This window comes from Mesorhizobium sp. M1E.F.Ca.ET.045.02.1.1, from assembly GCF_003952485.1.
In the GTDB taxonomy this organism is placed as follows: Bacteria; Pseudomonadota; Alphaproteobacteria; order Rhizobiales; family Rhizobiaceae; genus Mesorhizobium.
In genome coordinates, this window is the sequence record NZ_CP034447.1 from 715802 (window position 1) to 735850 (window position 20049).

Here is a 20049-nt window from a genome sequence, read left to right on the forward strand (position 1 = left end):
GCGTCACTCCGCGAAGGTCAGCAGAAGGTTGAGATGGCGGTCGACCCGTGCCTGCGCTCCCGCGGGGATGGCGAAGGTCGTGTCTTCCTGCACCACCACAGCGGGTCCTCGGAACGTGCTGCCAGGCACTAGAGTCTGCAGGTCGTGGAGATCGACCGTCTCGATGCTTTGGCCCGTATAGACCGGGAGCCGGCGCGCCGGACTGGCCGGGGCGTCGATCTCGTCGGTCTCCGGGAAGAAGAGCGCCGGCCCTGCGCCTATTGCCGACAGTCGGACGTTCACAAGCTCGATCTCGCCCTCCGGATCATGGAAGTCGTAGAGCTGCTCATGGGTTCGGTGGAAGGCTTGCTCGATGGCGGCGGCGTCGCCATCCGCCAGCCATTGCGGCGACAGCACGACCTCGATCTCGTAGCTCTGCCCGACGTAGCGCATGTCGCAGGAGAAATTGAGCTCAGCGGCCGCATCGTGCCCCTGCGCCGCGAGCCAGTCGCGCCCCTCTCGCGCAAGCGCCTCGAAGGCCTCGCGGATTTCGGGGAGCGACGCGCCCGACAACGGGCTGAAGATGGTGCGGATGAAGTCTCCGCGCAGATCGGCCACCAGCCCGCCCAGCGCCGATACCACGCCGGGGCGGCGCGGCGCCATGACCCGCTTCATGCCGAGCTCGCGAGCCAGGAAGGCGCCGAGCATCGGGCCGCCGCCGCCGAAGGGCATCAGCGTGAATTCGCGCAGGTCGACGCCGGCGCGCGAGGCGAGCTTCTCGACCTCGACGAACATCTCCGACACCGCGATGTCGAGGATCGCCTGCGCAGTCTGCTCGACCGGGCGGCCGAGCCGGGCAGCAAGGTCGCCGACCGCGCGATGCGCCAGTTGGGTATCGATCCTGAGCTGGCCATAGGCCATCGCGCTGTGGCCGAGCCATCCGCAGACCACCATGGCGTCCGTCACCGTCGCCCGCTCGCCACCACGGCCATAGCATGCAGGTCCCGGCGTCGAGCCCGCCGATTCCGGTCCGACGCGCAACACGCCTTGCGCGTCGACACTAGCGATCGAGCCGCCGCCGACGCCGATCGAGCTCACCGACACGGACGGGATATGGAGCGGGAATTCGCCGATCAGTTCGCCGGTTCCGAACTGCGCCTCGCCGCCGATGATGAGCGCGAAGTCGGCCGACGTGCCCCCGATGTCGAGCGTAAGAACCTTGTCTTCTCCGGCTTGACGCGCCAGCCACGCCGCGCCGATGACACCGGAGGCCGTCCCCGACAGCAGCATGTTCACGCATGCGCGCTTGCCTTCGGCAGCGTTCATCAGCCCGCCGTTCGACTTCGTCAGCATGGGGCGTGCAGGCACGCCGCGGCCCTTCAGCCGCTCTTCCAGCGCAGTCAGATAGCCTGAGACGCGCGGATGGACATAGCCATTGAGGATGGCGGTCGAGCTGCGCTCGTATTCGCGGATGACCGGCCAGACCTCGGCCGAGGTGAAGACGAAGAGGTCGGGCGCAAGACGCGCAATCGCCGCCTTCACGGAAGCTTCCTGCGCGGCGTTGCGCCAGGCGTGGAGGAAGGAGACGATGATCCCTTGCGCCCCGTTCGCTTTCGCCGCGGCGACCGCGCTTTTCACCGCCGCCGTGTCCGGTGCCCGGGATTCGCTGCCGTCGGCACGCATGCGAGCCGGAATGCCGAAGACCATGTCGCGCGAGATCAGCGGGTCCGGCCGCGAGCAGAACAGCGAATACATGTCCGGCATGCGAAGCCGCGCGAGTTCGATCACGTCCTCGAAGCCGGCATTGGTGAACAGCGCCAGCGGCGCGCCCTTGCGCTGGATGATCGTGTTGATGCCGACGGTCGTGCCGTGCACGAAGCGCGTCATATGGGTCGGATCGAAGCCTTCGCGTTCGGCCAGCAGGGTGAGACCCGTCATCAGCTCGGCGCCCGGATCTTCCGGCGTCGTCAGCACTTTCAGCGAGGCGACGCGTCCGGAATTGGCTTCGAGCGCGCAGAAATCGATGAATGTCCCGCCGATATCGACGCCGACCTTCCAGTCGGCCTTGCTCCGCGCTTCATCCGCCGCAATGGCACCATCCATGATGCGTCCCTTCCTGTCTGCCGACCAAAGCTGGCACGAGCGGATGGTCAGGGTCCAAGATGGATGACGGGCAAGGATATAAGTCTTGCTTATACTTTCGCGCGATGGTCACCCAGGACGGCGGCACACGCCTCGCGGATTTCGTCGCGCATCATCTCGTCGGCCCGCGAAAGGGCTCGTGCGCGCGACGTAAGCAGCGCGATCGGAAATTCCGGCCCGGCCGCCAGCGGCCTGACGGCAAGCCCGGCAAACTGCTGCCACGGCAGCAGCGCGTCGACCAGGCCGATACCCAGACCGGCCTGGACGAAGCCGACCGCGGAGATGGATGCGTCGATCTCAAGCGACGGCGAAAGCGCCACGCCCTGCGCGCGAGCCGCGTGGGCCAACTCGTCGGCGGGACGGGTGTTTCCGCGATAGGATATCAACTCCTCGCCGGCGAGATCGGCGAGCGTCAGCTCGGTTTTCCTGACCAACGCATGCCCGGCGGGCAGCAGGCACGCGAAACCTATATTCCCGATCACCTCGGCCTCGATGTCGGGAGGCAGGCGATCGTCCATGGCCACGCCGAGGCTGGCATCGCCGGCGCGCAGCATGTCGACGATTGCGGCGATCGGCGCGCTATGGGAACGCAGCAATATGTAGGGATGCTGCGCCCGGAACCTGGTGAAGGCGCACGGCAATATCGACATGGCCGGCGGCGGCGAGGCAGCGACCCGCACCAGCCCTGCCCGACCCAGGCGCAGGTCGGTGGTCTTGCGGCGCAAACCGTCGAGCCCCGCCGACAGCCTCTCGGCATCGGGGAAGATCTCGAGCGCCTCCGGGGTCGGTCGCAGCCTGCCCTTAACCCGCTCGAACAGCGTGAAGCCGAGTTCGTCCTCGGTGTGGAGCAGGATCTGGCTGAGCGCAGGCTGGGAGATGTTCAGCATCCGTGCCGCGGCGGTCACGGTGCCGGCGCGCATGACGGCGATGAACACTTCGAGCTGCCGGGCCCGCATTGCCACTCCATAGGTAAAGCTTATGGGTCTTGCCCAAACCCATCTTTGACGCAATGCCGCGGCGCCGACAAGATGCATCCAAGGATCAAGGATCGACTATGGATGTGATCGTGCTGGGCGGCGGCCTGATGGGGACGGCTTCGGCCTATTTCCTCGCAAGACGCGGCGCGCGCGTGACACTGATCGAACGCAACCGGATCGGCACTGGGGCGACCGTCGCCTCGTTCGGCAACATCCGGCGCACCGGGCGTCACCTGTCGCAGCTTCCGCTCGCCCACCGCTCGCTCAGCCTGTGGGGCGAGGCTGAAAAGATGCTTGGCCGCGACGTCGAATTCCGCGCCACCGGCCACATCCGACTGATCTTCGATGAGGGAAGTCTTGCCGACATGCGGGCCTACGCTCAAGCCGCGAGGCCCTGGGGGCTGGAGCTGGAGGAACTTGGCTCGCGCGAAATCCGCTCCCGGTTTCCCGGCCTCGGTCCTGAAGCGATCGCGGCGTCGTTCTCGCCGGATGACGGCAGCGGCAATCCGCGGCTGATCGCGCTGGCTTTTGCTGAGGCAGTCCAAAAGCTCGGCGCGGAACTCGTCGAGGAGGCCGAAGTTGAGACGATCAAGCACACCGTCTCCGGTTTCCTTGTCGCCACTTCGAGAGGGTCGTTCGCCGCCGAATGCCTGCTTAACACCGCCGGCGCCTGGGGTGCGCGCGTCGCCGCGCAATTCGGCGAAATGGTGCCGCTCGACGCACGCGGTCCGCAGATGGGCGTGACCGAGCCGCTGCCATATCGGGTCCTGCCGGTGGTCGGCATCTGGACTCGCGACAAGGATTATGGCGCTTATCTGCGTCAGGTCGAGCGAGGCAACATCGTCTTCGGCGGGGCGGCCGAAAGGGTATCGGTCGACCTCGATCCAGGCCACGCGAGCGCCGATCCGATGCGGCTGCCGATACAATTGCGCGCCGTCGCGCGGCTCATGCCCGCCATCGCACGGGTCGCAGTAATCCGCACATGGTCGGGCTGCGAGGGTTATGTTCGAGATATGCTGCCGGTGATGGGGCAATCGGCCACGACGCCGGGCCTGTTCCACGCCTTCGGGTTCTGCGGTCACGGCTTCCAACTCGGTCCCGGCGTTGGCGACGCCATGGCGGAACTCATAACGACCGGCCGTTGCGCAACGCCGCTCGACGATTTCAGGGTGGATCGGTTTGGCCGCGCGGCCTGACGACGAATCGATAAGATTGGCCTTTCCAGGACACAGCAATGACCGGTTTCAGGGACGGCAGAGCTTAGCGCTATGGCGGACATTGGGCGCAAAGCTGCCGTTCCGCAGATGACAAACGCGATCGGCGAACGGCTAGACCAAGCTTCTTGAATCGACTTCGGCGAACCGCTTCGTAAGCTGTTGGCGAATAAGGATTATGTCAGTCGCTGAGGATGTACTCAAAGCTTTGATTCTATTCCTCTTTTCGTGGGCCAAATTCAGATGCTTTCCCGTATCGTTCCGTATGATCTCGCCGCTGGTTTTGCTCGAACTCGCGATTGTGCAGACGATAAAGCGGAACTCTAAGCCGCTTCGCCAGTTGCCCTAGCCGGCCCGTCGGCGAACGGGAGCAAAATCAGCCCATCAAAACGTTGCGCCCTCGTATGGCGTTGCTGACCGCCTCGGTGACTTGGCGTGTGGTTGCCTTGCCGCCAACATCGGGCGTCATTATGCCGGCTTCACCAGCGCGCTCAATGGCTCGCATAAGCTGATCGGCCGCCCCATGCTCGCCCAGGTGACTGAGCATCTGCACCGCGGTCCAGAATGTGGCGATAGGATTGGCAATGCCTTTGCCGGCGATATCAAATGCCGATCCGTGAATGGGCTCGAACATGGACGGGAAACGCCTTTCGGGGTCGATGTTAGCCGTAGGCGCAATGCCAAGGCTGCCAGTCAGTGCGCCTGCGAGATCTGAAAGCACGTCGGCATGAAGGTTCGTCGCCACGATCGTGTCGAGACTCTGCGGCTTCAGCACCATGCGCACGGTCATGGCGTCCACGAGCATCTTGTCCCAGGTGACGTCGGGAAATTCGTGCGAGACATTCTCGGCGATCTCGTCCCACATCACCATGCCATGGCGCTGCGCGTTCGATTTGGTGACCACGGTCAAGAGCTTGCGCGGCCGGGACTGCGCCAACCGGTAGGCGTAGCGAATGATGCGCTCCACGCCGACGCGGGTGAAGACAGACACGTCCATTCCGACTTCTTCCGGCAGACCGCGATGCACCCGTCCGCCGGCGCCTGAATACTCACCCTCCGAATTCTCGCGCACGATCACCCAGTCGAGGTCGCCGGCCCGCACGTCGCGCAGCGGAGAAGCAATGCCGGGCAGGATCTTGGTCGGCCGCACATTGGCGTATTGATCGAAACCCTGACAGATTTGCAGGCGCAGCCCCCAAAGGGTGACATGGTCGGGTACGTCGGCCGCGCCGACGGCGCCAAAATAGATGGCGTCAAATTTCCTGAGCCGTTCCAGTCCGTCGGCCGGCATCATGACGCCGTTGCGCTTATAATAATTCGATCCCCAATCGAAGAGGCTGAATTCCAGCTTCAAGTCGCCGCGCTGCGCGGCCAGCACCTCGAGCACGGTGATCCCGGCATCAATGACCTCTGGTCCAATTCCGTCTGCGGGAATTGCAGCGATCGAATATTTGCGCACTGTCAATCTCCTTGGCATGCGATGAGCAGGGAGCGCCAAGCCAAGGATGGAGGCTATCGCGACCGGGCGCGCTGCGCATTGAGCTTCAGGGCCTCGCGCTCGATCTTCTGGCCTGGCCATAGAGCTTGAGTAGCGCAGGTACCTGCGCGGGTAGGCATGCACTTAGAGGCACACATAACCGCCGTCGATCACCAACGCCGCCCCAGTCATGTAGCGGGCCGCATCGCTGGCAAGGTAAACCGCCAGCGCGCCGAGGTCTTCGGGATCTCCCAACTTGCCCATCGGTATGGTCTGCACATAAGCTTCGATGATTTCTGGATTCTTCTGTGCCCAAAGCTTGTTCGGCTCGGTTTCGAAGATGCCCGGGCAGATCGCGTTGACAGTGATTCCGTGCCGTGCCCAGTCCACAGCAAGGCTCCGGGTTAGCATCAGCACCCCGGCCTTTGCCGTCTCGTAATGCCGGCCCTGGATGTTGCGGCCCGCGACCATGGCGTTTATCGAGGCAAGGTTGATCACGCGCCCGCCCTGGCCGCGCCGGATCATCGCGCCGCCGATGTGCTTGCAGCACAGGAAGGTCGAAGTCAGGTTCAGGTCAACCAGTGCCTTCCACTGGTCCAATGGCATATCCTCGAGAGGCACGTTCATCCGCCGCCCGCCGATATTGTTCACAAGGATGTCAAAGCTGCCCTGCGCGGCCACCGCCTTAAGGCAGGCAGCTTCGCAGGTGGAGGGATCGCTCATATCCGCAACGATGGTCGCGACCTTGCGGCCCATCGCGCGGATGTCGGCGGCGGTCTTGTCCAGACTTTCCGCTGTGCGGCTCGCCATCGTAATGTCGGCGCCAGCTTCGGCAAGCCCGAGGGCCATTTCACGCCCCAGCCCCCGACTGCCGCCCGTGATAAACACCTGCTTGTCATCGAGGCGAAGCCGATCAAAAACACCCATGCTGCTGCACTCTCGCGCGCGGCCACCGAAGCAGGACCGTCACGCCTTGTTTACGCGACGCCGCGCGCCTTGTGGAATGCCAAGCTCGGATATCCCCATGCATCCGCGGCATGGACGGCGGCACTCAGGATTAAGCCATTCCTTGAGGGCATCGGCAAAATCGGGGTGCCAGCGCGACAGGGGTGGACGGTTGTCGGGCTATGTCGCCAGCCGCCCAGCAGATGCGCTTTTCGTCGGTGGCGCGATCCACTTCGTTGTCAGGGCACAAGATGTAGAAGTTGCCGTGCGGAAGGCCTGATCGGCTAGCGCGCTCAGTTGTGTCTTGTCGGCCACATCGGCGGCACCCCAATCACGTCGCCTGGGGCGGCGAACATGATCTAACGTGCCATCGCGATCCGGCCTGCATCGCAATCGGCGCTGCAGACCCGCAGCCAGCACGCGTCAGATACCGTACCGCCGCAAGGCCGATGCCCGCCGGTGATGACGGCAGTCGAACCTCTAGCAAGTGCGACATGCGGTTTCCTTGGCTATTGCTGCCGGGTCAGGCTGTAGCCCCGGGGAAGATCTCAAATCCGGTGTCTATGATCGACGGTGTCTCGGGACGTTCAGGGGCCAGAAGGATCGCCTCGATCGCCTTTTGCCCAATCAGGAAACGGTTCGAACGCATCGTCGACAGGGGCTGCGGCAATTCCAGCCCGATATCCAGACCATTGAAGCCGAAGATCGCCAGTTTGTCCGGTACCCTAATGCTTGCTGCGAGGCAGTGAAATATGCCGCCCACCGCCATGTCGTCGTTGGAATAGACTGCGACGTCGACCGATGAGGTGGCGCAGAGCTGCGCCGTCTGTTTCCGTCCCGCAGCGACGGAGCTTTGGCCATCGGCGATGGCATGGGCGACGAACGACAGCCCTGCCTGGCCAAGGGCTTCGCACATGCCATCATAGCGCAGGCGTGCGCGACGATCGGCGGTCCAGTCATGTCCGACATAGCCAAACCGCCGGTAACCGCGTGCGATCAGGTGCTGGCCCACCGCATAGCCCGCATGCCGATGCGACATGCCGACGGCCATGTCGATGGGCGCACTATCGATATCCATCATCTCGACCACGCGCACACCGCTTTGGTCCAGCATGCGACGGGTGGCCATGGTGTGATCGAAGCCCGCGATTAGGATCGCCGCGGGTTTCCACGCAAGCAGCCCACGCACCAGCGTTTCCTCGCGGTCCATGTCGTAGTCGCTAATGCTGATGACTGCCTGATAGTTCGACGTTTTCAGCCCGGCGCTGACGCCCTGCAGCACCTCGGGGAAGACAATGTTTGAAAGCGAGGGCACCACGACGCCCACCAGGAACGAATCCAGCGATGCCAGCGATCCAGCGATGCGGTTGGGGACGTAGCCAAGAGTGCGGACGCTTTCCATCACCTTGGCGCGGGTGGCTTCCGCAACCAGCCCCTGATTGCGCATGATCCGCGACACGGTCGATTCACTGACACCGGCCAGACGCGCCACCTCGTGGACCGTCACCTTGCTTTTCTTTTCCTGAAGGCGTTGCCTGATCTTCGTCAACGGGATCCCCTTGTGCGGAGGCAGCGTTCTGACCGCGGTTGAACGCTTGTGATGCCACGATGCCAGCGGGGTTGTACATTCATTTTGTGCCCGAAGGGACGAAGGGGCGGCACGCAGCCGCCCCTTCCTTGTGAGGATCAGCGCCTGACGAAGTTGTGCCACGGGTGCGCTTCCTTGAAATTCAGAACCTCGCGGATCTTGCGGTTGGACAATGGCGCCTCGTCCCGGCCCATCGGGCGGGTGATGGGGGTGTTCGGGCAGTATTTCGCAAGGAATTCCGTCGTAGGCAGGTCGGCGGTGATGGTATCGTTCACTGCGTTGAATACTTGAAACCCAAGCCCATCCTTTTCAAGGCACAGATGCACGATCTCGCCCAGGTCGCGGGCATCGATATAGCTCCAGGCATTGCGCTTGCGGCACATCGGATCGTCGAGGTAGCCTGGGAAGTTCACATATTCATGCGGCTCGATCACGTTACCTATGCGCAGCGCGTAAATGTCGGCGCCGTAGCGCATCGCAAAGGCGCGGGCGGTCTTTTCGTTGACCAGCTTCGACAGGCCGTAGCTGTCCATCGGGTCGTTGTCGTAATCTTCTTCTAGCGGGAACGAATGGTAATCCTTGTCGCCTTCGGCAAAGCAAACGCCGTAAGTCGTTTCGGAGCTGGCGATGATGACCTTGCGCACGCCCAGCTTCATCGCCGCTTCGATCACGTTGTAGGTGCCCACGGTGTTGGCGGAGAAGGTCGTGTTGTCGGGGTTGATCATCACGCGCGGCACCGCGGCGAAATGCACGACCGCATCGGGGGCCTTGGGTGGAGCACCGTCATTGTAGCCGTCAAAGCCAAAATGCGTGGTCAGCGCGTTGAACACCTGACCGCTGTCGGTGATGTCGGTGATCAGGGTGTTGACGCCCGGATGATCGAGCGGCTTCAGATCGACGTTGAGGACCGAATAGCCCTTGGCAAGAAGATGCGGCACGGCATGGCGACCGGCCTTGCCGGTGCCGCCGGTGAAAATGATGCGTTTCGTCATGCTCAGTCTCCGTCAATGGACAATTCATCAGGCTGTTGCGCAATCTGTCACCTGGCGGGATCAGCCCGTAGCCGCCAGCATGACCCGCTCCTGCGTCGCGTCTTCGCGGTCAAGAATGCCGGTGATACGCCCTTCCTTCAGGACTACCACCCGGTCGCTGATGGCAAGCACCTCAGGCAGGTCGGAAGAGACGACGATGATCGACATCCCATCCTCGGCCAGCCGGTTGAGCAGGGCGTGCACCTCGGCTTTGGCACCGATGTCGATGCCGCGCGTCGGTTCGTCGACGATCAGGATGCGCGGCTTGCGCGCCACCCACTTGGCGATCACGACCTTCTGCTGGTTCCCGCCCGACAGGGTCAGCAGCTTTTGTTCGGGCGACGGTGTCTTTATCCCCAGCGAGCGGATGTAGGCGAGGCAGGCGTTTGTCTCGCGCCTGCGTTGCACCACGCCCATCGTGCAGTAATCCGACAGGTGTGTCAGGCTGAAATTCTCGCGCACCGACATGCCCAGGACGAGGCCCATCTCCTTGCGGTCTTCGGTCACGAAACCGATGCCGAGGTCGATGGCCTGCGAGGGCTCGCGAATGGAGACCTTCTGCCCCTCGACCCGGATTTCGCCGACGCTGGGGCGGCTGCCGAAGACCATTTCCATGATCTCTGTCCGGCCGGAGCCGACCAGCCCGAAGAGGCCCAGCACCTCACCCTTGTGCAGATCGAAACTGACATCCGCCACCCGCGCCCCGCGCGAGGTGGGCCGCTTCAGCCCGAGGCCGCGTACGGATAGCAGCACGTCTCGGGTGGCATGCGAGTTGTGTTTTCCGAAAAGCTGCGACATGTCACGGTCGACCATCTTGCGCACGAGGATGTCGCGCGTCATGTCGCCGATCGGGCGGGTGTCGACGGTTTCGCCGTCGCGCAACACCGTCACGCGATCACCTATCTCGAAAATCTCGTCCAGCCGGTGCGAGATATAGGCCACGCCGACGTTCTGCGATGCCAGCTTGCGCACCATCCGCATCAGCGTCGATGCCTCGTGGTGACTGAGGGAGGCGGTCGGTTCATCCATGATGATCAGCTTTGAGCGATAGGAAATCGCGCGCGCGATCTCCACCATCTGCTTTTGCCCGATGCTGAGGTTGCCGACCTTTGCCGTCGGCTCGATGTTCATGTCCAGTTCGGCCAGCACCGCCTTGGCATCGGCGTTCATCCTGCGGCTGTCGATCAGCCCGCCCGCGCCAAGCGGTTCGCGTGCAAGGTAGATGTTTTCGGCCACGGTCAGGTTGTTCACCACCGCCAGCTCTTGATAGATGATGCTGATCCCCAGCGCGCTGGCGTGAACGGGATCCCTGATCACCACGTCTTGGCCATCGACACGGATCACCCCTCCCGGATCGGCGCGATATACGCCGGTCATGATCTTCATCAAGGTACTCTTTCCGGCCCCATTCTCGCCGGCAAGCACATGCACCTCGCCACGCGCCAGCTGGAGATCGACCCTGTTCAGCGCCTTAACGCCGGGAAACGTCTTGGCGATGCCGCGCATTTCAAGGAAGTGGGACATGGTCGCCTCGGCTTTCGTAAAAAAAGGGGCGAAGCAGGGAGAAGCTTCGCCCCTCTCGGCAGCTCATTTATTTCGTATAGCTGCCGAGGTTATCAGCGTTCACCACGGTCACGCCGGTATCGATGTCCTTGCTTTCGGTCTCTTTGCCCTTGACCTGGGCAACGAGATGTTCGACGGCCAGTTTGCCCATGGTGACGGGGCGCTGCACCATGATGCCGTTGATGTAGCCGTCCTTCACACCCTTGATGGTGTCCGGCAGGTCATCAAAGGCGAAGACAGCCACCTTGCCCTTGCGATCCGCAAATTCCTGCTCGGCAAGAACCTTGGCCACAGCCGGACCACCGACTTGGCTCATGCCAAAGATGCCGGCCAGGTCCGGGTGACCGCGCAGCAGCGCTTCGGTCACGGAGACGGCCTTGGCGAGGTCGTCTTCAGTGCCTTCGACGGCAACGATCTCGATTCCTGGGTAGGCAGTCAGCGCTTCTTTCACGCCGTCGATACGCTCGTTCAGATTGGATGCGCCAAGCTGCCCGGTCACGATGGCGATCTTGCCCTTGCCACCCAGCGCCTTGGCCATCGAGTTGCCCATCGTCACGCCGGCCTGCTTGTTGATCGTGCCGATGTACATGCTGCGGACGCTTTTGGCGCTGTCGCTGTCAAAGGTCACGACCTTGATGCCAGCTTGCATTGCTTGCTTGATCACGCCTTCGACCGACTTCGGCTCGTTCACCGAAATGGCGATGCCGTTGACCTGGCGGGCGATCAGATCTTCGATGATCTTGACTTGGGTCGCGCCCTGCGTGTTTTGCGGAACGACCCACTGGTAGCTGACACCCAGAGCATCGGCAGCGGTCTTCGCGCCGGTGTTACAGTCGTCAAAGAACGGCACGGCCACTTTCGGCACCACAGCAATCGTGATGTCCTGGGCGAACGCCGCGGTGCCCGCCATAATTGCGATGGAAGCCATCGCCGCACGAGCTGCTTTCATGAAGGTACGCATCGTCTTTCCTCCTGCCCGCTCGTTCCTGAGACGGGCCTTTGTTTGTTCTTGGTCGTAACTTTTCGTCCCGGTGTTGATCAGAAACTATTCCTTCAGCCATTTCCTCCCGTCAGTTTGTTGCGCAGCACGTCAAGGCTGACGGCGATCAGAATGACCCCGCCGGTGATTGCCTGTTGGGCATAGGTGTTGATGTTCAGCAGCACGACGCCGTTGGCGATGACGCCCACCAGCGCTGCCCCGATCACGGCCCCGGTAACGCTGCCGACGCCGCCCGCAAGGCTGGCCCCGCCGATTGCCGCTGCGGCGATCACGTCCAGTTCAGAGCCGAAGCCCGACGCCGGCTCTGCCGTCAGATAACGCGAGAACCCGATGATCCCGGCCAACGAGGCGATGGTCGACGACAGCATGTAAACCGCGAGCTTGACCCGGTTTGTCTTGACCCCGCTGAGCCGGGCCGCCTGCTCGTTGCCGCCGGTGGCATAGACGTGGCGGCCAAAGCGCGTTCGCTTCATGACCAGCGCGAACAGCACCATCAAAATCAGCATGATCACAACGGGAACGGGGACAGGCCCGACGTAACCCTGCCCCAGTAGGGAAAATGCATCGGGCGTTTCGGGCGTGACCGGGACGCCGTGCGTCACCATGTACATCATGCCACGCCCAATGCTGAGGGTTCCCAACGTGGCAATGAAGGGCGGCAGGCCGATGGCAGTGATCAAGAGCCCGTTGCTTAGACCGAAGACAATGCCCACCGCGACGCCCGCGCCAATGCTGGCGCCGGTCGAATAGCCTGCACCGAAGCACAGCGCCGTGACAAGCGAGGCAAGGCCCATCGCCGATCCGACCGACAGGTCGATGCCGCCCGTGACGATCACCATGACCATGCCAATGCTCATGATCGCGGTCAGCGAAAAAGCGCGAAAGACGCCCATGAGGTTGTTGGTGGTCAGGAAGTATGGCGTCCAAAGGCTGATGAGCGCGCCCACAATCAGCATGGCGACCAGCACGTTCACTTCGCGCACATGCCGCAGTTGGTAAAGGTCGTGCCAGATGCGAGCGGGCGACTTTTCCAGCGTCGCCTTGTTATCAGATACGGACATGCACGTTCCTCCGCTCGTGTTCACCTGGGCGCGTTCGCGTATTGTGCCGGCAGGCACAGCCGCACCGTTTGGCCCAGGCAACGTCACCGGCTGCTGATCTTGACCGCGACAGATGATAGCGCTGTCATTTCTCGCCAGCGACGAGTGGCCGTCAACCTTCATTTTGCGAATAACGGTATGCAATTTTCATCATGATCCGGGCGCTTGCGGCGAAATCCCGCTTGAAAAACGGCAAAATATCAATTTCAGTGGCGAATGCCATCCGTTGCCGGCGATGGCAGCGCTGCGATTTTGAGGCGGGAACCGCGATGAGCGTGCCTACCAGGCCGGCTGAATCAGGGGAAAGACACCAAATGCCACTGGCAAAGAGCCCCTCGACCGGCACGCTTGCAATGATACACACCGTTCCGGGGCTGATCCCGGTGCTCGAACCGCTGGCGCGGCAAAACCTGCCCTGCTGGGCGACGTTCAACATGCTGGACGAAAGCCTGCTACGCATCACGATCCGCGAAGGCGGCCTGTCGGCAGCGACGATGCGCCGCCTGACCTGCATGGTCTGGTCGGCGGTGGACGCGGGCGCGGATGCGGTCGTCGTCACCTGTTCGTCGCTTGGTCCGGCGATCGAGGCTGCACGCCTGCTCTGCCCGGTGCCGCTGTTCCGCATCGATGAAGGCATGGCGATCGAGGCAGTCGGAACCGGCCGGCGCATCGGGGTGCTGGCCACGCTGCGCACCACGCTTGACCCGACAACCAATCTGATCAGGTGCACCGCTGACCGGCTTGGGCACGATTGCGCCATCACCAGCGTCCTGTCCGAAGGCGCCTTCGACCGGTTGTCGCAAGGCGACGCTGAAGGACATGATCGCATGGTGGCGCAAAGCCTGCGTGACCTCGCCCCGCAAGTGGACGTGATACTGCTGGCCCAAGCCTCTATGGCGCGGGTGCTGCCATCGGTGCGGGAGGTGATGGGCACCCTGCCCGTTCTGACCAGCCCTGAAATCGGCATGCGTCATCTGCGCAAGGCCCTGACTGCTTGACCAACCGAAAATGGAAGAAGTGATGGAATACAGAACACTTGGCCGCTCTGGCCTGAAGGTGTCCGTCCTGACGATGGGAACATTTACATTTGGCGGCACCGGCCCCTTTGCGATGGTGGGCCAGCAAGGGGTGCGAGAAGCACGTCAGCTTGTTGATCTGTGCATCGACGCGGGCGTCAACCTGTTCGACACCTCGAACATGTATTCGAACGGCCTCTCAGAGGAAATTCTGGGCGAGGTGCTGGACGGGAGGCGCGACCAGGTGCTGATTTCGTCCAAGGCGCGGATGCGCACCGGCACCGGCCCCAACGACGAAGGCGCGTCACGCTTTCACCTGATCCGTGAATGCGAACGCAGCCTGAAACGCCTGCGCACCGATCGCATCGACATCTATTATATCCACGAATGGGACGGCACGACCCCGGTCGAGGAAAAGATGGCCGCGCTGGATACACTCGTCCAGCAGGGCAAGGTGCGTTACGTCGGCTGCTCGAACTATTCCGGCTGGCACATCATGAAATCGCTTGCCATCAGCGACCGCGACCGCCGCCCCCGCTTTGTCACCCAACAGATCCACTACACTCTCGAGGCGCGCGAGGCGGAGTACGAGTTGCTGCCGATTTCCGTCGATCAGGGGCTCGGCGTTCTGGTTTGGAGCCCACTTGCCGCTGGCCTGCTGTCGGGGAAGCACCGGCGTGGTATCGCCACGCCGGAAGGTTCCCGCCAGTCCGCAGGCTGGACGGAGCCGCCGATCCGCGACCCGGAAAGGTTGTGGAACATCGTGGATGTCCTGGTGGAAATCGGCGATGCGCATGGGGTGTCGGCTGCGCAGGTAGCGCTGGCCTGGCTGCTAAAGCGTCCCGGCGTGTCTTCGCTGGTGATCGGGGGCCGGAACGAGGCCCAATTCCGCGATAACTTCGCCGCCGTCAGCCTGCGCCTGTCGGATGAGGAACGCGCCCGCCTGACAGCGGCCAGCACCATTCCGCTGATCTACCCCTATTGGCACCAGCGCAACTTTGCCAAGGATCGTTTCTGCGAAGCCGACCTGGCCCTGCACCGACACTTTGCCGAAGAGTGACAAGCTTGCGCCCGGTCGCACCGCCTTGATGCGTGTCGCTCAAAAGTGCGCAGCGTTTCGGGCGACATGCGTCAAAACAAAGGCTTAAAGCGCGTCGCCTGAATCCGTTTCGTCGCGACGCGCTTTAGCATAAGCTGTCAGCCAGCCCAGGCCAGCCACAGTTTCGCCCGCAGGGCGATACTCCAAGCCCACGAAACCGTCATACTTCAGCGCGTCCAGCTCGCGCAGGATGCGGGCATCGTCCAATTCTCCCGTGCCCGGTTCGTTGCGCAGCGGCACGGCAGCGATCTGCACATGGCCAATAATCGGCATTAGTTCGCGCAGGCCGGTCAGTACATCGCCGTGGATGATCTGACGGTGGTAGATGTCGAATTGCAGCTTGAGGTTCGGCAGACCCATCTCGGCGATTAGATCGGCTGCCTGATTGAAATCGTTCAAGAAATACCCCGGCATGTCGCGCGGATTGATCGGTTCGATCAATACGTCGAGCCCCCTCGCTCCTGCCGCGTCGCACAGATAGGCGAGCGACGCGCGATAGGTTTTATGCGCGACAGGGTCCGCCCTGTCGGCAAGCCCGCTCATGACATGGACGCGGCCCACGCCGGTTGCCGACGCATAGGCCAGCGCCGTCCAGACCGAAGCGCGAAAGTCGTCCTGCCGATCCGGCAGTGCCGCAAGCCCACGCTCGCCGGCGCCCCAGTTTCCCGGCGGCAGGTTGAACAGCGCCTGCGTCACGCCGTTCCGCCGCAAGGCATCAGCGATGCGATGCGCATCGAACGCACAAGGGAACAGATATTCGACCGCGTCAAAGCCCGCCCCGGCGGCAGCAGCGAAGCGATCCATGAACCCGACCTCGTTGAACATCATGGTCAGGTTTGCGGCAAAACGCGGCACGATCAGTCCTCCATTCCGGGCAATTGCAGCCCGGCAATGCCCGCGATCATCCGCGCGACAGAGGCATCGTCATCCCGGCCCATTCCGGCGGCAGCCGTCATCACGAACATCTGCAAGGCCATCGAGGCGATCGGAGTCGGGAACTTCATCTCCCGTCCGATATCGGCCACGATTCCCAGGTCCTTGGTAAAGATGTCGACCGCGCTGCGCGGCGCGTAGTCGCCATCAAGGATGTGCGGAACGCGGTTTTCGAACATCCAGGAATTACCCGCCGATGCGGTTATCACCTCGTAAACCCTGGCGATGTCCAGATCCATCGCCTTGGCGAAGGTGATCGCTTCGCAGGCGGCGGCGATATGGACACCGGCAAGCAGCTGGTTCACGATCTTGAACGCTGCGCCGGTTCCGGGCTTTTCTCCTAACTCGTAAACCTTGGAGGCGATGCAATCCAGAACCGGTCGGGCATGCGCAATGCCGGCGGGCGCGCCCGATGCCATGATGGTCAGTTCGCCGGAGGCGGCGCGCGTCGCGCCGCCGCTGACCGGCGCGTCGACGTAGTTCAGGCCCAGCGCTTCGGCACGGATCGCGAAATCGCGGGCGGCACCGGGGGACATTGTCGCGCAGGACAGTATCGTGCCGCCGGAGGCCAGTGCGGCGGCCGCGCCCTCTGCACCGTAAAGCACCGTTTCAGTCTGGGCTGCGTTTACCACCAGGCAGATGGCGACGTCTGCGTCTTTGGCTGCCGCACCCGGACTGTCGGCGGTCTTGCCGCCAAGGGCCGAAAACCGCGCCATCGCATCGGCGCTCACGTCAAACCCCGTGACATCGAAACCATCACGCAGCAGCGTGGCGGCCACCCCGAATCCCATCGACCCCAAGCCGATCACACAGACTCTCAGATCGGACTTGCTGTTCATGTCAGAACCTCGGTTTCAGGATGTTTGGCATAATTGCCGGTTGAGTTTGGGCCCGATCTTGTGTTGACAACGCGCGAATGATAGCGTTGCCATTGCTTGGTTAGCCTAGGACCGGAACGAAAAGCAAGTCCCTCGTTTCGCATAGCAGTCAGGCGCTGCAGGCCCGACGATCGCCCGGAGCAGCGCGGCACAATGTTGCCCGTTCACAGAGGAAAAGGACCAGAATCTTGTTGATTGGCGCAGTTGCAGACGACATCACGGGCGCCACCGATCTTTGCCTGATGCTGTCACGCGAAGGTCTGCGGACGGTTCAGGTCATGGGTATTCCTTCACCGGGTGCCGCCCTGCCAGATGTCGACGCGGTTGTCATCGCATTGAAATCACGATCAATTCCCGCAGATGATGCCATGGCGATGTCGGTTTCCGCCCTTAGCGTACTTCTGGAACACGGGGCTCAGCAGATCCTGTTCAAATACTGTTCGACCTTCGATTCAACCGATGACGGAAACATCGGCCCGGTGGCCGAGGCGCTGATGGAAGAGATGGGTGTCGAGTTGACCATCGCCTGCCCATCCTTTCCCGCGGCAGGGCGCACAACCTACCAGGGGCATCTTTTTGTCGGCAGCCAATTGCTGTCGGACAGCCCACTGAAGGATCATCCGCTGAACCCGATGCACGACTCCAATCTCGTGCGCGTGCTGTCGCGACAGACAGCGCTGCCAGTGGGGCTGGTGGACATCGGGACGGTCAGGCAGGGTGCCGATGCCGTGCGTGCGGCCTTCGCCCGGCAACGCGCAGCGGGAAAGCGCATCCTGATCCTCGATACGCTTGCCGATGCGGATCTGCGCACGATCGGTGCCGCATGCGCCGATATGAAGCTGGTTACCGGCGGATCGGGGATTGCTCTCGGCCTCGCCGCGAATTTCGTGCAGGCGGGCAAGGTGGCTCTTCGCCCCGCAACGACCCGAATGCCCGCGCCTGCGGGCCGCGCCATCATATTGGCAGGTTCCTGTTCGGTGGCGACCCGTGACCAGATCGCGACCGCACAGGCTGCTGGCCTGCCGACGCTACCATTGAATGTCGCGGCCCTCGCCGATGGTCGCCAGACCGCCGCGCAGGTGGCGGAATGGGCGATCAGGCAGCCAAAAACCACAACGCCCGTGATCTACTCCAGCACCACCCCGGAGGCGCTGCAAGCCATCCAACGGTGCATGGGCCAGCATGAGTCCGGCGCACTGGTTGAAGAATCGCTGGCCCGTGTTGCTGCCTTGTTGCGGGATGCAGGCTTCCGCCGGTTTCTGATCGCAGGCGGGGAAACGTCCGGCGCAGTCGTCGCCTCACTGGGGGTGACGATGCTGGAAATCGGCCCAGAGATCGACCCCGGCGTGCCGTGGACCCGCAGCATCGGTTCGCCGAGCCTGGCGCTTGCGCTGAAATCCGGCAACTTCGGCGCTCCCGATTTCTTTCTGAAGGCCTGGGGCCTGCTTGAGTTGGATCCTGCACATGTCTAATGAAACCCGCGCCCGGGATGAAATTTGTCGCGTCGGTGCCTCGCTCTTCGACCGCGGGCTGACGGCAGGATCGAGCGGCAACATCTCGGTCAGGCTGCCCGATGGCGGCTGGCTGATGACGCCGACAAACGTGTCTATGGGATCGCTCGACCCCGCACGCCTGTCGCGGTTCGATGCGCAGGGGCGACTGTTGTCGGGCGACGCGCCGACGAAAGAGGCGTTTTTGCATTTTTCGATGTATGGCGAACGCGCCGATGCGGGGGCCGTGGTGCATCTGCACTCCAGCCACGCCACTGCCGTCAGCATCCTTCGCGACATCGATCCGCAGGATGTACTGCCCGCCCTGACCGCCTATTATGTGATGCGGGTCGGACGCCTGCCTCTGGTGCCCTATTTCGCGCCCGGCGACCCCGACCTGGCCCATGCGGTCAAGGCCCTTGCCAGCCGTCACCATGCGGTTCTGCTAGCCAATCACGGCCCCGTCGTGGCTGGCACCACGCTGGCCAATGCCCAGTATGCGACCGAAGAGCTGGAAGAGACGGCCAAGCTTTTCCTTATGCTGCAGAACCACGTCCTGCGCTCGCTGACCCCAGAGCAGGTGGCTGACCTGCGCGTGCGCTTCAACCTTCCCTGACCAGCCAAGATCGCAAAGACAATGACACAGACAAACGAGATGGCACAGACAATGACACAGACAAATGAGAAGATCGGTTTCATCGGCATCGGTCTGATGGGCCATGGTATGGCGAAGAACATTGTCGAAAAGGGCTTTCCATTAACCGTGGTCGCGCACCGCAACCGCGGACCGGTCGAAGATCTTGTATCGCGGGGCGCGGTCGAAGCGGCCTCGATGGAGGAGATGGCGCGCGATTGTACCATCATCTTCCTGTGCCTGACCGGATCGCCCGAAGTGGCTGCGGCAATTGCGGCACTGAAGTCCGGCCTTCAGGCGGGCAGCGTGATCGTCGATTGTTCCACTAGTGATCCGACGGTCACCCAGCGCCTTGCTGTGGAACTGGCCGTGGTCGGCGTGCATTTCGCCGATGCGCCCCTCAGCCGCACCCCGAAAGAAGCGTGGGCGGGAACGCTCGATTGTATGATTGGGGCCAAGGCGGACATCTTCGCCAGGGTTCAGCCGGTTATTGCGACATGGGCTGCCAAGATCGTGCATATCGGCGGGGTCGGCGATGGCCACCGGATGAAGCTTTTGAACAACTTCCTCTCGCTTGGCTATGCCGCGCTTTATTCCGAGGCGCTCGCGCTGTCGCGCAAGGTCGGCATTCCGGTGGCCGAGTTCGACAAGGTGATCCGCGGCGGGCGTATGGATTGCGGTTTTTACCAGACCTTCATGGGCTATGCGCTGGAAGGCGACCGCGAGGCGCATAAGTTCAGCCTTAGCAACGCCTACAAGGACATGCGTTATGTCGAATCGATGGCGAATGCCGCCACGGTAACCACGACAATGGCCAGCGCCGTGAAGAACTCTTTCGCAGTGGCAATGGCGAATGGTGGGAACGGGGCTGCTGATTACGTGCCCCACTTGTCCGATTTCATCGCGCGGGCAAACGGGATCGAATAGCCGCATGGCCGCCCCGCGGATGCCGCGGTGCGCTGGGGTTAGAGGATTCAATACTC

The 20049-nt window shown here is 62.7% G+C and carries 18 protein-coding genes and 1 pseudogene; 6 read left to right on the plus strand and 13 right to left on the minus strand.

The annotated features are described in order from the left end of the window. Window positions 1–3: 3 nt before the first annotated feature. On the minus strand, window positions 4–2082 hold the full coding sequence (locus tag EJ070_RS03350; protein ID WP_126090050.1) for a hydantoinase/oxoprolinase family protein: 2079 nt from the start codon (window positions 2080–2082) through the stop codon (window positions 4–6). 89 nt (window positions 2083–2171) lie between these two features. After that, window positions 2172–3077, minus strand: coding sequence for a LysR family transcriptional regulator (locus tag EJ070_RS03355; protein WP_126090051.1), 906 nt, complete (start codon window positions 3075–3077; stop codon window positions 2172–2174). A 98-nt stretch (window positions 3078–3175) separates the two neighbouring features. On the opposite strand from EJ070_RS03355, the gene EJ070_RS03360 reads away from it, so the two are divergent. Next, window positions 3176–4294: an FAD-binding oxidoreductase gene (locus EJ070_RS03360; protein ID WP_126090052.1), complete on the plus strand. Its 1119-nt coding sequence runs from the start codon at window positions 3176–3178 to the stop codon at window positions 4292–4294. Between the two features lie 394 nt (window positions 4295–4688). On the opposite strand, the gene EJ070_RS03365 is transcribed toward EJ070_RS03360, so the two are convergent. The 9 genes and pseudogenes from EJ070_RS03365 to EJ070_RS36940 all read right to left on the minus strand — a co-directional run bounded on the left by EJ070_RS03365 (window position 4689) and on the right by EJ070_RS36940 (window position 13452). Further along, window positions 4689–5771, minus strand: coding sequence for a tartrate dehydrogenase (locus tag EJ070_RS03365; protein ID WP_126095621.1), 1083 nt, complete (start codon window positions 5769–5771; stop codon window positions 4689–4691). A 162-nt stretch (window positions 5772–5933) separates the two neighbouring features. Next, window positions 5934–6716: an SDR family NAD(P)-dependent oxidoreductase gene (locus tag EJ070_RS03370; RefSeq protein WP_126090053.1), complete on the minus strand. Its 783-nt coding sequence runs from the start codon at window positions 6714–6716 to the stop codon at window positions 5934–5936. Between the two features lie 132 nt (window positions 6717–6848). Beyond that, window positions 6849–6999, minus strand: a pseudogene (locus EJ070_RS36935) (short-chain dehydrogenase); the annotation flags it as partial. Window positions 7000–7257: 258 nt separating this feature from the next. Continuing rightward, window positions 7258–8283 (minus strand): LacI family DNA-binding transcriptional regulator, encoded by a 1026-nt coding sequence (locus tag EJ070_RS03380; protein WP_245464795.1) that lies wholly within the window; start codon window positions 8281–8283, stop codon window positions 7258–7260. Between the two features lie 137 nt (window positions 8284–8420). After that, window positions 8421–9314 carry an NAD(P)-dependent oxidoreductase gene (locus EJ070_RS03385; protein WP_126090054.1) on the minus strand — a complete coding sequence of 298 codons (894 nt, stop codon included), beginning with the start codon at window positions 9312–9314 and terminating at the stop codon, window positions 8421–8423. A 60-nt stretch (window positions 9315–9374) separates the two neighbouring features. Continuing rightward, entirely contained in the window at window positions 9375–10877 is a 1503-nt protein-coding gene (locus tag EJ070_RS03390) for a sugar ABC transporter ATP-binding protein (protein ID WP_126090055.1), read from the minus strand. Window positions 10878–10944: 67 nt separating this feature from the next. Then, window positions 10945–11877 carry a sugar-binding protein gene (locus EJ070_RS03395; protein WP_126090056.1) on the minus strand — a complete coding sequence of 311 codons (933 nt, stop codon included), beginning with the start codon at window positions 11875–11877 and terminating at the stop codon, window positions 10945–10947. A gap of 92 nt (window positions 11878–11969) precedes the next feature. Next, window positions 11970–12977, minus strand: coding sequence for an ABC transporter permease (locus EJ070_RS03400; protein WP_126090057.1), 1008 nt, complete (start codon window positions 12975–12977; stop codon window positions 11970–11972). A 151-nt stretch (window positions 12978–13128) separates the two neighbouring features. Then, window positions 13129–13452 carry a hypothetical protein gene (locus tag EJ070_RS36940; protein WP_245464991.1) on the minus strand — a complete coding sequence of 108 codons (324 nt, stop codon included), beginning with the start codon at window positions 13450–13452 and terminating at the stop codon, window positions 13129–13131. On the opposite strand from EJ070_RS36940, the gene EJ070_RS03405 reads away from it, so the two are divergent. Beyond that, the gene (locus tag EJ070_RS03405; protein WP_348639585.1) at window positions 13451–14014 is read left to right on the plus strand and encodes an aspartate/glutamate racemase family protein; all 564 of its coding nucleotides are present in this window, start codon (window positions 13451–13453) and stop codon (window positions 14012–14014) included. The genes EJ070_RS36940 and EJ070_RS03405 overlap by 2 nt on opposite strands. Before the next feature lie 22 nt (window positions 14015–14036). Then, window positions 14037–15092 carry an aldo/keto reductase gene (locus EJ070_RS03410; RefSeq protein ID WP_126095622.1) on the plus strand — a complete coding sequence of 352 codons (1056 nt, stop codon included), beginning with the start codon at window positions 14037–14039 and terminating at the stop codon, window positions 15090–15092. An 84-nt stretch (window positions 15093–15176) separates the two neighbouring features. Here EJ070_RS03410 and otnI read toward each other — a convergent pair whose 3' ends face one another. Both otnI and ltnD read right to left on the minus strand, forming a co-directional pair. Then, the gene (gene otnI, locus EJ070_RS03415; RefSeq protein ID WP_126090059.1) at window positions 15177–15986 is read right to left on the minus strand and encodes a 2-oxo-tetronate isomerase; all 810 of its coding nucleotides are present in this window, start codon (window positions 15984–15986) and stop codon (window positions 15177–15179) included. A 2-nt stretch (window positions 15987–15988) separates the two neighbouring features. Beyond that, window positions 15989–16903 carry an L-threonate dehydrogenase gene (gene ltnD, locus EJ070_RS03420; RefSeq protein ID WP_126090060.1) on the minus strand — a complete coding sequence of 305 codons (915 nt, stop codon included), beginning with the start codon at window positions 16901–16903 and terminating at the stop codon, window positions 15989–15991. A 227-nt stretch (window positions 16904–17130) separates the two neighbouring features. Here ltnD and otnK point away from each other — a divergent pair, with 227 nt between their 5' ends. From otnK to EJ070_RS03435, 3 genes are read left to right on the plus strand one after another with little or no spacing between them, the layout of a single operon-like run. Beyond that, a complete protein-coding gene (gene otnK, locus EJ070_RS03425; RefSeq protein WP_126090061.1) occupies window positions 17131–18414 on the plus strand; it encodes a 3-oxo-tetronate kinase in 1284 nt (427 codons plus the stop codon). Then, window positions 18407–19048 (plus strand): 3-oxo-tetronate 4-phosphate decarboxylase, encoded by a 642-nt coding sequence (otnC, locus tag EJ070_RS03430; protein WP_126090062.1) that lies wholly within the window; start codon window positions 18407–18409, stop codon window positions 19046–19048. The genes otnK and otnC overlap by 8 nt, the downstream gene beginning before the upstream one ends. Before the next feature lie 51 nt (window positions 19049–19099). Beyond that, entirely contained in the window at window positions 19100–19993 is an 894-nt protein-coding gene (locus tag EJ070_RS03435; protein WP_126090063.1) for an NAD(P)-dependent oxidoreductase, read from the plus strand. The last annotated feature ends 56 nt before the right edge of the window (window positions 19994–20049 follow it).